The sequence below is a fragment of the Pedobacter sp. KBW06 genome (genome assembly GCF_003852525.1).
Lineage (GTDB): Bacteria > Bacteroidota > Bacteroidia > Sphingobacteriales > Sphingobacteriaceae > Pedobacter.
The window spans coordinates 272,507-288,217 of sequence record NZ_QAJL01000002.1 but is presented as its reverse complement, the minus strand read 5'-3'; the positions used below and the strand labels follow the sequence as shown (position 1 = coordinate 288,217).

The 15,711-nt window shown below is 42.0% G+C and carries 12 protein-coding genes; 10 read left to right on the top strand and 2 right to left on the bottom strand.

Going from position 1 to position 15,711, the window contains the following annotated elements; translation table 11 throughout:
• Window positions 1-7: 7 nt before the first annotated feature.
• Complete coding sequence (locus tag DBR43_RS11360) at window positions 8-3,262, bottom strand: SusC/RagA family TonB-linked outer membrane protein (RefSeq protein WP_124580930.1); 3,255 nt, start codon at window positions 3,260-3,262, stop codon at window positions 8-10.
• 370 nt (window positions 3,263-3,632) lie between these two features.
• On the opposite strand from DBR43_RS11360, the gene DBR43_RS11355 reads away from it, so the two are divergent.
• Window positions 3,633-6,176, top strand: a complete 2,544-nt coding sequence (locus DBR43_RS11355) for a phosphocholine-specific phospholipase C (RefSeq protein WP_124580927.1) — start codon at window positions 3,633-3,635, stop codon at window positions 6,174-6,176.
• A gap of 47 nt (window positions 6,177-6,223) precedes the next feature.
• On the opposite strand, the gene purN is transcribed toward DBR43_RS11355, so the two are convergent.
• Entirely contained in the window at window positions 6,224-6,802 is a 579-nt protein-coding gene (purN, locus tag DBR43_RS11350; RefSeq protein ID WP_124580925.1) for a phosphoribosylglycinamide formyltransferase, read from the bottom strand.
• Between the two features lie 265 nt (window positions 6,803-7,067).
• Here purN and DBR43_RS11345 point away from each other — a divergent pair, with 265 nt between their 5' ends.
• The 9 genes from DBR43_RS11345 to DBR43_RS11305 all read left to right on the top strand — a co-directional run bounded on the left by DBR43_RS11345 (window position 7,068) and on the right by DBR43_RS11305 (window position 15,663).
• Window positions 7,068-7,904: a DUF6266 family protein gene (locus tag DBR43_RS11345; protein ID WP_124580923.1), complete on the top strand. Its 837-nt coding sequence runs from the start codon at window positions 7,068-7,070 to the stop codon at window positions 7,902-7,904.
• 257 nt (window positions 7,905-8,161) lie between these two features.
• Window positions 8,162-8,416, top strand: coding sequence for a 30S ribosomal protein S20 (gene rpsT, locus DBR43_RS11340; RefSeq protein WP_073232477.1), 255 nt, complete (start codon window positions 8,162-8,164; stop codon window positions 8,414-8,416).
• 60 nt (window positions 8,417-8,476) lie between these two features.
• Window positions 8,477-9,178, top strand: coding sequence for a RadC family protein (gene radC / locus DBR43_RS11335; RefSeq protein WP_124580921.1), 702 nt, complete (start codon window positions 8,477-8,479; stop codon window positions 9,176-9,178).
• 26 nt (window positions 9,179-9,204) lie between these two features.
• Window positions 9,205-10,041 carry an endonuclease/exonuclease/phosphatase family protein gene (locus DBR43_RS11330; RefSeq protein WP_124580919.1) on the top strand — a complete coding sequence of 279 codons (837 nt, stop codon included), beginning with the start codon at window positions 9,205-9,207 and terminating at the stop codon, window positions 10,039-10,041.
• 57 nt (window positions 10,042-10,098) lie between these two features.
• Entirely contained in the window at window positions 10,099-12,498 is a 2,400-nt protein-coding gene (pheT, locus tag DBR43_RS11325; RefSeq protein ID WP_124580918.1) for a phenylalanine--tRNA ligase subunit beta, read from the top strand.
• A 48-nt stretch (window positions 12,499-12,546) separates the two neighbouring features.
• On the top strand, window positions 12,547-12,837 hold the full coding sequence (locus DBR43_RS11320) for a hypothetical protein (protein WP_124580916.1): 291 nt from the start codon (window positions 12,547-12,549) through the stop codon (window positions 12,835-12,837).
• A 32-nt stretch (window positions 12,838-12,869) separates the two neighbouring features.
• Window positions 12,870-13,160: a cell division protein ZapA gene (locus tag DBR43_RS11315; protein ID WP_068891351.1), complete on the top strand. Its 291-nt coding sequence runs from the start codon at window positions 12,870-12,872 to the stop codon at window positions 13,158-13,160.
• A gap of 312 nt (window positions 13,161-13,472) precedes the next feature.
• Window positions 13,473-15,035 carry a ribonuclease Y gene (rny, locus tag DBR43_RS11310; RefSeq protein ID WP_073232482.1) on the top strand — a complete coding sequence of 521 codons (1,563 nt, stop codon included), beginning with the start codon at window positions 13,473-13,475 and terminating at the stop codon, window positions 15,033-15,035.
• 127 nt (window positions 15,036-15,162) lie between these two features.
• The gene (locus DBR43_RS11305; protein WP_124582053.1) at window positions 15,163-15,663 is read left to right on the top strand and encodes a DUF962 domain-containing protein; all 501 of its coding nucleotides are present in this window, start codon (window positions 15,163-15,165) and stop codon (window positions 15,661-15,663) included.
• Window positions 15,664-15,711 lie beyond the last annotated feature (48 nt).

Sequence of the window (15,711 nt, the reverse complement as noted above, 5' to 3'; positions counted from 1 at the left end):
TATAAAATTAAATCCCTATAACTAAATTAAAACCGATAGTTCTTGTAGATGGGAATTGTCCGACTTCGAAACCACGTACGATATCAGACCCGCTTAATGTTCCAAACTCGGGGTCGAACATTGGCCATGGCGACCAGATAAACAGGTTACGTCCATATAGGCCTACGGTTAGTGAAGACAAGCCCAGATTCTGAATCCGTTTAGGATTAAACTTATAATTTAAACTGGCTTCTCTAAACTTAATAAAGTCGGTACTAAAGGTGCTTCCTTCTGCATTTTCTGAACCCATATGGGAACGGTAATATTCATCTATATCGTAAGCTACCACATCGTTTTTACGATAGCTGCCATCTGCATTCTTAACCACCCCATTACCAATAATACCGGCATATCTGCCTGGAAGTGTACTGGTCAGTTTACCCTGTTCAACCATTTTATAATTCAGTAAAGAATGACCAATGGCGCCAAACTGGGCATCAAATAGTACATTTAAACTGAATTGTTTATAGCTGAAGTTATTTCCTATACTCAGTTTGTATTTAGGGATGGTATTTCCAATATACACCACATCGGAAGTGATCTTTGCGAGGCCGGTAACCGCATCATAAATAACTTGTCCATCCGGTGAGCGCTGGTATCCTCTTCCATACATGTCGCCCATGCTGCCACCAACCTTAGCCACAATCTGTCCGCCGGCAATAGGCCCCGTTCCAATAATGATGGAGCTGTCCGGTAAGGAAACAATCTTGTTTTTATTGGTGGCGAAGGTGAAAGTCGCCCCCCAGTTAAACCCTTTTTTATGCTCCAGGATTTTACCGTTGATGGCTACTTCAAGTCCTGAGTTATTGACCTGTCCGGCATTGATTACTGCAGAATTATAACCTGTGGAGCGGTCAACAATCCTGGTCAGGATTTGATTTTTAGTATTCCCTACATAATAGGCCACATCGAAGCCTAAGCGGTTTTTGAAAAGCCTTACTTCTGTTCCGAATTCGTAGGTGTTCGTTTTAAGTGGTTTTAAATTTGGATTGGGAAGTAATCCCGGATTTGTTAATGCGCTGTCGGGATAAGTCCCGTTGGCCGCAAGACTGTAAGTATACGAGGTTCTGTAAGGAATATTTGATCCGCTGCCGACCTGCGAAACTGATGCCCTTAACTTCGCAAAGCTAAATGCTGCAGGGAGTTTAAAAAAGTCTGACAACACAAAACTCATGCTGGCAGAAGGATAGAAAAAGCCTACATTATCGGTACGTGTTGGCGTGGCAAGTACACTATTCCAGTCCTGACGGGCGGTGACGTCTAAGTACAGGTAGTTCTTATATCCTACAGACAGCAATCCAAAGAAGCTGTTGATCCTGTATCTGCTCGTATCCGGAACAGAGATGATTTTAAACTCATTGTTATCTAAGCGATAATCACCGGGTATTTTAAGTCCGTCAGCCCTAAGGTCTTTTTTATTGTATTTGTTTCTTATTTGGCTACCGCCCACAGTTGCCGTGATATTCAGGTCATTCTTTAGCTTCTTGTCATACCTGATTAAAAACTGATTGTTTGTTTCCTGAGAATAAATATCCTGGGTGCGGTACGAACCGTGGGGCATTTTTGTACCCGCATCCCATGGACGTTCCTGAGCCCGTTTTTCTGCCGCAAAATCAATGGAGCTCAATAACTGAAGGCTTAATTCTTTAGTGATCTGATAGTTTGCCTGAACATTTGCTGTTGCGCCATTACGGCCACTTCTGTTGATGAATTCATTTACAATGGCATATGGGTTTTCGGGAAATGTGCTGTATGGGTATTTGATAGCCCGGCCTTCTTGTCCGTTGACCCAGTAGTTCTTTAACCAGTTCATATCAGCATTTGGCTGCCAGAATATAAACCAGTACATTAAAGATTGGTTGCCATATCCATTTCCCGGAAGGTTGTCGCTAAACCTGTTCGTATAGTTTATTTTTCCTGATAAGGAAAGCTTTGAAGTTACTTTTGAATTCAGCGTCAGAGATAAAGAGGTGCGTTCCATACCTGTGTTTGGAACAATCCATGTATTGTTCTGATTGGTGATTGAAAAGCGTGCGGTAGTATTCTTATAACCCCCATCTAAAGTTAAGGAGTTTGTTAGATTCTGTCCGACCTCAAAGAAGTTTCTGATCTGGTTTTTATAAGGTACCCAGGGCGTGGCCACGGTTGACCTTGTCTGCGTAACCGGGTCATATTGAAAGAACAGCTGTCCGTTAAACTTTGGTCCATAAGCAGAACTTGTTCCATTGTTGGCTGAAGAGCCATATCCGTAATCTGCCTGCCCATCCAGGCCCATCCCGTATTCATACTGCATGTCTGGCCAGCGGTTTACAGATTCAAGGGAGCCATTTGAGGTAAATTTAATGTTCATTTTATGCTTCCTTGAATTTCCGGATTTGGTGGTGATAATGATGGCACCATTGGCACCCCGTTGTCCATATAGTGCTGCAGCTCCCGGGCCTTTCAGAACGGTTACACTTTCGATATCTTCGGGATTGATGTCGTTCACACTACTGCCGTAATCCGCAGGCATATTGTCGCTCCCTGTTCCATATACATTATCCGAGGCATTTGCAGTACGACGGCCACCGCTATTGTTAATGATCACCCCATCCAGTACAATCAAGGCCTCGTTGTCGCCTGTCAGGTTATTTTCCCCACGTAAAATGATTTTATTGGAAGCCGCGGGGCCACCATTAGACCGTACGAGGTTCAAGCCTGCAACCTTACCAGATAAAGCATCTGTCCAGTTGTTGGAAACAGCATCGGTTAACTGGTTACTATCGATCTTGGTCACCGAATAACCCAGGGCTTTTTCTTGTCTTTTGATACCTAAGGCGGTAACCACGACCTCATTCAGATCAGAACTGGAACTGTTCATATTGACCATCATGGTATTGGTTGCGACAGTAATCATGCGTCTGGCAGGTTCATACCCCACCATATTAAAAGAGATTTGGGTTCCCCTGATTACTTTTACTGTAAAGAAGCCATTTCCATCGGTCGTTCCTAAAACTTTCTTTTGATCATTTGAAATGGTAACGCCAGGTAAAGGTTGCCCGTCTCCTGCATCTTTAACCGTTCCTTTTATGGTGACAGTTTCCTGCAGGAATGGGGGGACTGCTTCTGCCGGAGTTGCGGCTGTAAGAATTTGTGGCAGTTGCGTTATGGCCAGCACCAATACGAAGGCAAGGTGTTTTAATGGCTTTTGAAACGGCACACGATGAGTAGAGTTTTTAGTCATAATGCGATTTGTTTTGGTCGTTTTTGTTTGTCGTAGTTTGGCTTGGCAATGCCGATAATTATTCTTTTCCCAATTGTTTTTCAGCGGCTTTCGCAGCGTTCAAACAACAGAGCATATTTTGTTCGTTTCGAATTTTCTGGATTTGTTGCAAAGATGAAGGCTACATCATTAAGCGGATGTTAAACATTGATTAAGTTAAACCATGGCTTTAAACTGATTTAGCAATATTCTGAAAGCCTCCGTTTGACTCCTTTCGGCTTATAAAAAAATAACATTAATTTTATATGGAATACATTGATCCGTCATTTCAGAGTGGGACATTAGGCGAATTATTAAAACCGGTCAGAGACCAATCACATCAGCATCATTCATGGAATCAAGAAGAGAATTTATTAGAAAATCCCTTTTATTATCCGGGGCAGCGGGACTGTCGGCAATGTTACCGGCCTCAATACAAAGGGCCCTGGCCATTGATCCAAAATTAGGAAGCAGCTTTCTTGATGCAGAGCATATTGTGATCCTGATGCAGGAAAACAGGTCTTTCGACCACTGTTTTGGTACCTTGCAGGGGGTGCGTGGATTCAATGATCCCCGTGCCATCAGGCTTCCTGACCAGAAGCCGGTATGGATGCAAACCAATGCAGCGGGCGAAACCTATGCGCCATTCCGTTTAAATATCAAAGATTCTAAAGTGACCTGGATGGGAGATCTGCCCCATTCAAGGGCAAGCCAAGTGGATGCTTATCATCAGGGAAAGTATGACAAATGGCTAACCGCGAAGAGATCCGGTAATAAAAAATATAGTGATATGCCATTAACGCTGGGACATTATACCAGGGAAGATCTGCCTTTCAATTATGCAATGGCTGATGCTTTTACGGTTTGTGATCAGAACTTCTGTTCGGCAATGACCAGTACAACCCCAAACAGGTCGTTTTTCTGGACAGGTAAAGTTTCTTATCAGCTGGATGGCCTGCAAAAAGTAAACATTAGAAATGACGATTTCAGTTATGGAAAACTTCCCTGGAAGGCCTTTCCTGAATTATTGGAAGAAAACGACATCAGCTGGAAATTTTATCAGAATGACCTGAGCTGTGGTGGTGGTTATAAAGGAGAGGAAAGGGCTTGGCTTGCTAATTTTGGTTGTAATTTATTGGAGTTTTTTGCCGCTTACAATGTTAAGTTTTCGTCCCGTTATGTGGCGAACCTGCAAAAATTGATGGAAACGCTTCCCGGTGAAATCAACAAACTGCAGGAGGAGAGCCCTTCCAGTGATGCGGCTGCAGAAAAAATCAAGAAAGACCTTACGAAAAAGTTGGCCGCTTTAGATAACGCCGCTTCTGAATTGAAAAAATGGAGCCAGGAAGCATATGATAAATTATCGGATCAGCAAAAACGTTTATTTAAAAATGCTTTTGTAACCAATACCGGCGATCCGGATTACCGTGATGTTACTACACTGAGTTATAGCGATGGAAGTACTAAAAGGGAATTGACTGTTCCAAAAGGGGATGTGTTGTATCAGTTCAGAACGGATGCAAATACCGGTAAATTGCCGGCAGTTTCCTGGCTGGCAGGGCCACAGAATTTTTCCGATCACCCAAGTGCACCCTGGTACGGGGCATGGTATGTTTCGGAGATTTTGGATATCCTGACCAAAAATCCGGAGGTATGGAAGAAGACCATCTTCATTACCACCTACGATGAAAATGACGGTTATTTTGACCATGTTCCTCCGTTCTCTATTCCCGATGCTAAAATTCCGGAAACAGGCCTGGTTTCAAAAGGTATTGATACCGAGATAGAATATGTCCGGCTGGCAAATGAATTGAAACAGGGCATTCCTGAAAAAGCTGCCCGTGAAGCACCAATAGGGCTTGGATTCAGGGTGCCGATGCTCATTGCGTCTCCATGGAGCAGGGGCGGAAGGGTTTGTTCTGAAGTTTTTGACCATACTTCTACCTTGCAGTTTCTGGAAACATTCTTCAATAAAAAACTCAACAAGAACCTCCATATCGAAAACATCAGCAAATGGAGAAGAGCGGTATGTGGAGATTTGACCTCCGTATTTGCACCTTATAACGGAACTAAAAAAGATCAGATTAATTTTCTGCAGCGAAATGATTTTGTGGAAGACATTTACAATGCAAAGTTTAAAGCAGAACCAAATGGTTTCAAAAAGCTGACGGAGGCCGATATTGCCGGGTTTATTCAGGACCCAATAAATCAGAACGTAGTGCCTCAGCAGGAAAAGGGAATCCGGCCCTCATGTGCACTGCCATATGAATTGCATGTCAATGGTCAGCTAAGTGCAGACCGGCAATCTTTTGAAATCAGGTTTGCGGCTGGCAATACGATCTTTGGCGCGAAGTCGGCAGGAGCACCGTTTACGGTTGTGGCACCGGGCAAGTTTCAGGATGCTTTATCCAGATCAGGAGCTGAGGTTTGCAGAAATTGGTCTTTTGGACTGATCGCGGGGGATGAGCTGACTTACAAATGGCCGGTCACAGCTTTTGAGGCTGCGAACTATCAGCTTCTGGTAAATGGCCCAAATGGTTTTTTCAGATCATATAAAGGTTCAGCTCAGGAGGCTTCAATAAGCATGCTGGTGGAATATGAAAAGCTGGGTGTAAAGCTGAGCGGAAATGTATTGCTGAAAATCAGAAATCAAGATCCATCTAAAGCCTATACCTTAATCATTAAGGACCATGGCTACGGTAATGGGGAAGTTAAAAAAAGTATTGAGCCGGGACAAGTTCTGTTGTGGGTTGTTGCTGCCGGTAAAAGTTATGGTTGGTATGATACCAGTGTAACCATTGAAGGGAATGCAGCATTTGAGCAGCGTTTTGCTGGCAGAGTAGAAACTGGCGCAGAAAGCTTTAGTGATCCTGTGATGGGCAGGAGTTCAAAATAGCAATGTAATGCAGACTTGAAGTCGTCTTTGTCGACTTCAAGTTCAGTTTATTTTTTTATCTTTTTGATAATGGTTTCTACAATACGAGGGTAGTGCTGGTGTTCCAGTTGCTGCCCTTTGAATTTAATCAACTCCAGGTTGTCCTCTTTATCGATGCGGTATTTTGCCTGATAAATATACTCTCCTTCGTCATAATTCTCGTTCACATAATGAATGGTGATACCGCCTTCAGTTTCTTTCGCTTCCATAACGGCTTTATGCACATGATCTCCATACATTCCTTTTCCTCCAAATTTGGGCAGGATCGCAGGATGGATATTGATGATGCGTCCAGGGTACTCGTGGATCAGTTTTTTAGGGATCAGCCATAAAAAGCCTGCAAGTACAATGAGGTCTACTTCCAGATTTTTGAGCAGGTCTAAGATGTGATCGGTATGATAAAATTCATTCCTGTCGAAAATATGAGAAGGAATTTCGAAGTTGTCTGCACGTTGCAAGACGTAGGCATCCGGATTGTTGGTGAGTACCAGTGCGATCTCTACTTCAGGACTACGTTTAAAATGTTCCATCAGTTTTTGGGCATTGGAGCCTGAACCTGAAGCAAATATGGCGATACGTTTTTTCATCTGTGCTGGTTGATTTATGAACTCAAGCTGGCTTCACCGGTGTTTATGGGCCGGTGATCTTTGTCAAAAGTAGCATTTTAAGCATTCATCTGAAGATTTTTATTGCTTTTTGTATCATTTAGTAAGGATATATGGGGTTTGAATTGTGCGGGATTGCATCAATACCGGAATTCCCGGTATTTTAAGAAATATAAAAAGGGAATGAGCTGATGTTAGTGTCTGTATTAAGCTTTGAATTGTGAGTATCTTGCTTAGACGTTTAGCTATGGCGACTAATAAAAACGGCCTTTTTGGTCATCCTAATGGAAAAATCGGCAATATTGTTTGCTATGTGTTAAACGGGCAGAATGTAAGCCGTACGATTGGTGATCCTGGTAAACCGAGCAGAAATCAGTTGGGGAATCGGCAGTCGATGGCAGTGACCATGGCGCTTCTAAGGTGCATGAAAGGTTTTATCAATGTTGGTTTTGCGCTGGAGGCTGCCGGTACAGTTAAAAATGCCTTTAATCTGGCCACTTCCTATAATAAGAAAGGGGCGCTTCAGGGCGAATACCCCAACATCAGCGTTAATTATAGCAAGGTGATCCTGAGCAAGGGTGATTTGCCGGTAGCAAAGGACATTCAGTTAAGGAAAACAGATACAGGTGTATTGATCAGCTGGGACCCGGGCCGTTTGGATTTTAATTACGGGCTGGACGACAGTGTGATGATTATGTTGTATCACCCACTAAGAAAAAAGGCGAAATCTTTTCTTAATGCGGCGAGAAGAGAAGAGGGAAGTCGTTTTATTGAAATGGATAAAGAATGGCTGGATGAACCCATAGAAGCGTATTTGTGCTTTAAATCAGCCGATGGTAAGCACATTTCAGATAGCGTATATGTGGGCAACCTTAACGGTGAAATGGAAAGTTCCGAAGAAAAGTCTAAAAAGAAGAAGTACCTGGAAGTAAAGGAACGATTTGATCGGGTAGAAGCGGATTATTATAGATTAATGCATCTGGATGGAGGTGCACATATGGACACTAAAGCCTTCCGGCATCTCGAAAAGGAATATGAGGTCCTTAAAAAGAAACTGGATGACCTTCCCGGGAAACCTGGTTAAAAAGAATTATTTTGTTTGTTGTGAATGCAAAGCAGGCAGTTCTGCAGAGGGGCTGTAGTACAGTAGTCCTGATTTATTAAAACACTATAAATCAATATTTAAGATTTATTAAAAATATTTGCGACTTCATTTTGCATATTAAAAACATTAATTCTATATTTGCAGTCCGAAAAAAATGGAAAACAAAAGGCTGGTAGCGGTTGGGATTGTACCCAATAGTCTTGAAAGCTTTAAAAGGAATATTATAATATTGAAAAATGGCAAATCATAAATCTTCATTAAAAAGAATTAGAGCAAACGCAACTAAACGTTTACGTAACAGATATCAAGCTAAAACAACCCGTACTTTTATCAAAAGGTTACGTGCTGCTGAAGACAAGAAAACTGGACAAGAATTATTACCGAAAGTAATTTCTATGTTAGATCGTTTGGCTAAGAAAAATGTTATTCACAAGAACAAAGCAGCTAACAACAAATCGAAGTTAACTAAATTTGTTAATGGCTTAAATTAAATATAGCTTTACAATATTATAGACGGGATATGCTTAATTGCATATCCCGTTTTTTTATTTATGGCTAAATACAAACCGAAAATAGGAATCAAGCAATGGGCTGAGGCCGACCGGCCCCGGGAGAAATTGATGCAATACGGAAGGAGGCACCTGACCGATGCAGAATTGATTGCCGTATTGATCGGTTCCGGTAATCTGGAAGAAACCTCTGTGGACCTGAGTAAACGGATCCTTTCGGCCTATAAAAATGACCTGGATAAACTGGGGAGGGCAACGGTTAAAGAGCTTTCCAATTTCCGGGGAATAGGCGTAGCAAAGGCGATTGCCATCGTTGCAGGCCTGGAGCTTGGGCGCAGGAGAAAAGAGGAGGTTACAGAACTGAAATTCGTTCAGATTAAAGATGCTAAAGACAGCTATGAGCAGTTTTATCCTGTGCTGACTGATTTGCCGCATGAAGAGTTCTGGGTATTGTTGCTGAACCGTGCAAACCATGTCATCAGTAAACATCAGATCAGTAAGGGCGGTTTGTCAGGAACTGTAGCGGATCCCAAAGTGATCTTTAAGGTGGCGATGGACCACGATGCTGCTTACCTCATTTTAGCACACAACCATCCTTCCGGAAATTTAAAGCCCAGTCAGGAAGACCTGATCCTCACCAGAAAGCTGATCACTGCAGGAAAACTGCTGGATCTGAACGTGCTTGATCACTTAATTATTACAAACAATTCTTATCTTAGTTTCAATGATGAAGGTTTAATTTAACCTGTATTCAGTAATTTGCCCTTCTTATGAGAAAGGTAATCCAGTTAAGTCTAGTATTGCTGTTGATGGTGTCAATGGCCAATGCACAAAGGGAAAATGCAATTAACATTATTTCCTATAACATCCGTTTAAATGTAGCTTCTGATGGCGAAAATGCCTGGCCAAAACGAAAAGATAACGTAAAGGCATTGGTGCGTTTTCATGATGCAGATATCCTCTGTGTTCAGGAAGCTTTACCACTGCAGGTAGATGAATTACTCGAAAATACCAATTATGCGATGGAAGGTGTGGGCCGTGACGATGGAAAGCGTGCAGGGGAATTTTCGGCGATCTACTTCGATAAATCCCGGTTTACCAAAAAAGACGGAGGCACTTTCTGGTTATCAGAAACCCCTGAAAAGCCGTCTAAAGGATGGGATGCCGCATTGAACAGGGTTTGTTCCTGGGTGAGACTTTTTGATAAAAAGAATAAAAAGGAGTTTTTGGTCTTCAATACCCATTATGATCATATCGGGGTGCAGGCCAGAATCGAATCTGCAAAACTCCTCAAAAGGAAAATACAGGAGATCGCGCCAAAGCTGCCGGTGGTATTTACCGGGGACTTGAATGTCACTCCGGAAACTGAAGCAATTGCCACCATTAAATCTTTCCTTATTGATGCAAAAGAAGCTTCTGTAGAACCTGCTTATGGTCCGGTAGGTACTTTTAACGCTTTTAAATTTGACAGCCCCCTGAAGGATAAAATTGATTACATCTTTGTGAACAAAGGTTTTAAGGTTCAAAAGTTTGGGGTGTTGTCGGACAGCAAGGATTTACGTTATCCTTCAGACCACTTACCAATTATTGCCCGTTTATCTTTCTAAGACATTTACTCCGACGGCATTATTTTATATCTTTGCATTTTATACTGAACATACAACATGAAGATATCATATAAGTGGCTGACACAATTCCTGACAACTGATAAAACTCCTGCAGAACTTTCGCTTATCCTGACCGACATTGGCCTGGAAGTAGAAAGTCTGGAAACGGTACAAGCCGTTGCAGGCGGATTGGAAGGATTGGTGATTGGTCATGTATTGAGCTGTGTACAACATCCTAATGCGGATCGTTTACGCGTGACTACGGTAAATGTAGGCGGAGCGGAAAACATCCAGATTGTTTGCGGTGCGCCTAATGTGGCTGCTGGTCAGAAGGTTGTAGTGGCTACCGTAGGTACTACTGTTTACCCGAATGAAGGCGAGCCATTTAAGATCAATAAGTCTAAAATCAGGGGTGAAGTTTCTGAAGGAATGATCTGTGCGGAAGATGAAATCGGATTGGGAGTTTCCCATGATGGTATTTTGGTGCTTCCTGAAGATACACAGATTGGGCTAAGTGCTAAATCCTATTTCAACCTGGAAGATGATTATCTGTATGAAATCGGATTGACCCCTAACAGGGCTGATGCAGCTTCGCATTTAGGGGTGGCCAGGGATTTGGCCGCTTATTTACGCACGCCATTGACGATGCCTGATGTTACTGCTTTTAAAACTGCAAATGAGCAGTTGAACATTGCAGTAAGTGTGGAAGATTCGGAAGCATGTCCAAGATATAGCAGTGTTTCCATTTCTGGAATTACGGTTAAAACTTCGCCAGACTGGTTGCAGGATAAATTAAAAGTAATCGGCATTCGTCCGATCAATAATATTGTTGACATTACCAATTACGTATTGCATGAGTTAGGGCAACCGCTTCATGCTTTTGATGCGGATAGCCTTAAAGGCGGACAAATCATCGTTAAGAAATGTGCAGAAGGAACTCCTTTTGTAACACTTGATGGGGTAGAACGCAAGCTGTCTGCAGAAGACGTGATGATTTGTAATGCAGAAGAGCCGATGTGTATTGCCGGTGTATTCGGTGGTAAGAACTCAGGAGTGAATGAAAACACCACAAAGGTATTCCTGGAAAGCGCTTATTTTGATGCCAAAACAGTACGTAAGACGGCTAAAAGACATGGCCTGAAGACTGATGCTTCTTTCAGGTATGAACGTGGTACAGATCCTGAAATGACGATCTTTGCGTTAAAACGTGCGGCCTTATTGATTCAGGAACTTGCAGGTGGAGAAATCTCTTCTGTAGTCTCTGATGTTTATCCGTCTCCGGTCGCTCCTTTCGATGTGGAGGTAAATTACAATAACATCAATAAACTGATTGGTGCCGAGATCCCTCATGCAGAAATTAAGGAGATCATTACTGCTTTAAGTATTGAAGTAGTGGCGGAGACCGCAGAAGGTTTGTCGTTGAAGGTGCCGAGCTATAAAGTGGATGTAACGCGTGAATGTGACATCACAGAAGAAGTGCTTAGGATCTATGGTTATAACAAGATTGCGATTCCAAGTAAAATCAATGCTTCGCTGTCTAACACTTCTAAACCAGATGTGGAGCAGACACAGCATGTGATTGCGGATATGCTGACTGCCAACGGATTTTTGGAGATCTGGTGTAACTCCCTAACCAAAGGTGCTTATTCTAAGAATCCTGAAGAAGCGGTTCAGATCCTGAATCCTTTGAGTTCTGATTTGAATGTAATGCGTCAGGGCTTGTTAATGCCGGCATTGGAAAGCGTTGCTTACAACCAGAACAGAAAAACAGCAGACATTAAGTTTTATGAATTCGGTAAAACTTATCACCTGATCAATGAAAAATATGTGGAGCGTCCGCGCCTGCTGATCCTGATCTCCGGATCAAATCAGTCGGAGCAATGGAACCATAAAGTATCTCCGGTAAGTTTCTACCATTTGAAAGCTGCTGTAGATGCAGTCATCAGCCGTTTGGGGATCAGTAATTACCAGTCGGCGGATGTGAGCGACGATAATTTTGCTTACGGGCTGAAGTATTTCAGAGGGGATAAAGCGATCGTTACATTTGGTGCGGTTACCACTGCAGACCGGAAGAAAGCGGATGTGGATAAAGAGGTGTTTTACGCCGATTTTGACTGGGCTTTATTACTCGACATTGTCAGAAAGAATAAAATTGTGAATAAAGAAGTGTCGAAATATCCTGCGGTAAGAAGGGATTTATCAATGCTGGTAGATACAGATGTGACCTTTGATCAGTTGAAAACTATTGCTTTTAAAACAGAGAAGAAGCTGATTAAGAGCGTACAAGTGTTCGATGTGTATGTAGGGGAGAAGCTGCCTGAAGGGAAGAAATCTTATGCCTTGAATTTCACTTTGCAAGACGAGGAGCAGACCTTAACCGATAAGCAAATTGATGCGGTGATGCAAAAGATTATTTCTAACTTAGCGCAAACAGCAAAAGCGGAAATAAGAAAATAATTTATTGCGTTTAAAAAATATTTAGATTAGTAAACAAACTTTAATAACATGTCTTCGGTTGCCGATCAATTAAACTCCGTATTGCAGAAAACAGCTCGCGTAATAGAGCTCTGTAATGCCTTACAGGAAGAAAACGATTTATTGAAGCAGGAAAATCAATCTATAAAAGTTGCGCTGGATCACTCTAAAAATAAGAATGCAGACCTGGATGAAAAGCTTAGGGTGTTGAAATTAGCGAAGAGTATTGAAGGTACAAGTGAAAAGACACTTGATATAAAGCAAAAAATTAACGATTTTGTGCGTGAAATAGATAAGTGCGTGGTCTTACTGAAGAAGTAAGGAAAACAGAAAAAGTGAAACAAAGCTAAGAAATGGGAGAAATCTCGATAAAAATAACTATTTCCGACCGTATCTATCCCTTAAAGGTAAATACAGAAGAGGAAGAAATTGTGAGGCGGGCAGCAAAGATTATTAATGAGCGCATAAAGGACTATCAGGAAAATTATGCGGTCAGGGATAAACAGGATTTGCTTTCAATGGCGGTACTGCATTATGCAACGGCAGTGTTACGTGTTGAAAATAAAGTCCAGGATCAGGATACTGCTGTAGCCGAAAAGGTAGAGGAACTGGATAGTTTATTAAATGATTTTTTCTCCAAATAGGAGCGTTCTTTATATAAGTTAAGATTAGCACAATGATATAGCCGCAGCTAAATTTTTGAGTTTCACAAATTTTAAAACTTAACACTTCAATATTTATAGAATTAAGAGGGTGTATTTCATTTACATTTATGTACCTGAAAATGACTTAAATTCTAATTATAACTCGTTGAGGTTTTGAATAGTTGAGACTTATTGATTAGTTGCGGTTTTTTTATAAACATGATTTAAAGATATCCTGAGGGGGAAATGTAAGAGGTCATTTAAACTGCATCTGAGGGACAAAGGAAATATATAAATACAGATGAACTAAAAATGGAAATAGTAGGAATAATTGGATATGTACTTGCCGGCCTGGTGGTTGGCGTTTTAGTAGGCAGATACCTGCTGCGAGGCTTGCTTAAAAAGCAGGAGATTGCAGCACAGACCAAGGTAAAAAAGATGCTCAAAGATGCAGAAAGCAAAGCTGATATTTTAAAGAAAGACAGGTTGCTGGAAGCTAAAGAGAAGTTTTTACAGATGAAATCTGAGCATGAGCAGGAAGTAAATACAAAAAACAACCAGATCAACCAACGTGAAAATGCGATGAAACAGAAAGAACAATCTGTAAATCAGCGTTTGGAAAACATGAACCGTAAGGAACAGGAGCTTGACAATCATAAAAAGAACCTGGAAAAACAAACAGATGTTGCGATTAAAAAACAGGAAGAAGTAGACCTGTTGAAAAATCAACATGTGAAGCAGTTGGAAACCATCGCGGGATTAAGTGCGGAAGAAGCAAAGAATCAGCTGGTAGAAAACATGAAACAGGAAGCCCGTACTCAGGCGATGATCCAGGTGAAGGACATTGTGGACGAGGCGAAACTGACTGCCACTAAAGAAGCTAAAAAGGTCGTGATTCAGACGATACAGCGTACTGCTGTAGAAGCAGCGATCGAAAATACAGTTTCTATCTTCCATATCGAAAGTGATGAGATAAAAGGCCGTGTAATTGGTAGAGAAGGACGTAACATCCGTGCTTTGGAAGCCGCTACCGGAATTGAGATCATTGTGGATGATACGCCGGAAGCCATTATCTTATCAGGTTTTGACCCGGTAAGAAGAGAGATTGCCCGTTTGGCATTACACCGTTTGGTAACGGATGGCAGGATTCACCCTGCACGTATCGAAGAGGTGGTAGCTAAAACAAAAAAACAAATCGAAGACGAGATCGTAGAGATCGGAGAACGTACGGTAATTGACCTTGGAATTCATGGTTTACACCCTGAGTTGATCAGAATGGTTGGACGTATGCGTTACCGTTCTTCTTACGGACAGAACTTATTACATCACTCACGTGAGGTGGCTAACTTCTGCGCAACGATGGCTGCAGAGCTTGGCCTGAATGCTAAAATGGCGAAACGTGCGGGATTATTACACGATATCGGTAAAGTGCCTGATGATAACCCGGAATTGCCTCACGCAATCTTAGGGATGCAGCTGGCAGAGAAATATAAGGAACATCCTGAAATCTGTAATGCCATTGGAGCTCACCATGACGAGATCGAGATGACTTCCATGATCTCACCAATCGTTCAGGCTTGTGATGCCATCTCCGGTGCGCGTCCGGGTGCCCGTCGTGAGGTAGTGGAAAGCTATATCAAACGATTGAAAGAACTGGAAGAACTGGCGCTTTCTTATCCTGGTGTAGAGAAAACCTTTGCGATTCAGGCAGGTAGAGAGTTAAGGGTAGTGGTAGAGAGTGAAAGGGTAACCGATCAGCAGGCAGAATTGTTGGCGGCCGACATCTCTAACCGTATCCAAACAGAAATGACCTATCCTGGTCAGATCAAAGTAACAGTAATCAGGGAAACCAGATCTGTTTCTTTTGCAAAATAAAAATCTGGCCTGATCATTCGGGCCTGCGAATATTTAAAAGGAAAGCGATGGATTTATCTGTCGCTTTCTTTATTTTTACCAAAATCCTGTTCTCTCCGGAACAGGGATATTAAAAAGCGATATGAAGATGAAACCAGTAGAGAAAAGCGCGGTAGATGTTCTTTTTGATAAGTATGCAGAAAGCCATCAAAATCATTCCAATGAAATGATCCATTGGATCTGCGTTCCATTAATTGTTTTTAGCCTGCTGGGACTGGTTTGGGCCATTCCCTTTCCTCATCTTGCCTTCCTTGGCAAGTACAATGGCTACCTGAACTGGGCCTCGTTTCTGATCGCTTTTTCCGTTTATTACTACTATAAACTTTCTCCGGTAATGTCTTACCTGATGTTACTGCTGATCTTCGTGATGTCTATGGGAATTGTACAGCTTGAAAAGTGGCAACTGGCTGGTGGCCCGGCATTATGGCTGGTTTGTGCAGTGATTTTTGTAGCGGCCTGGGCCGGACAATTTATCGGTCATAAAATCGAAGGAAAGAAACCTTCATTTTTAGAAGATGTTAAGTTTTTGTTAATCGGCCCTATTTGGTTATTGCACTTTATATGCAAAAAAGTGGGCTTAAAATATTGAGCCAAACCCCATTTAATATTGGGTTAACATTGTGATAAAGGAATGGTA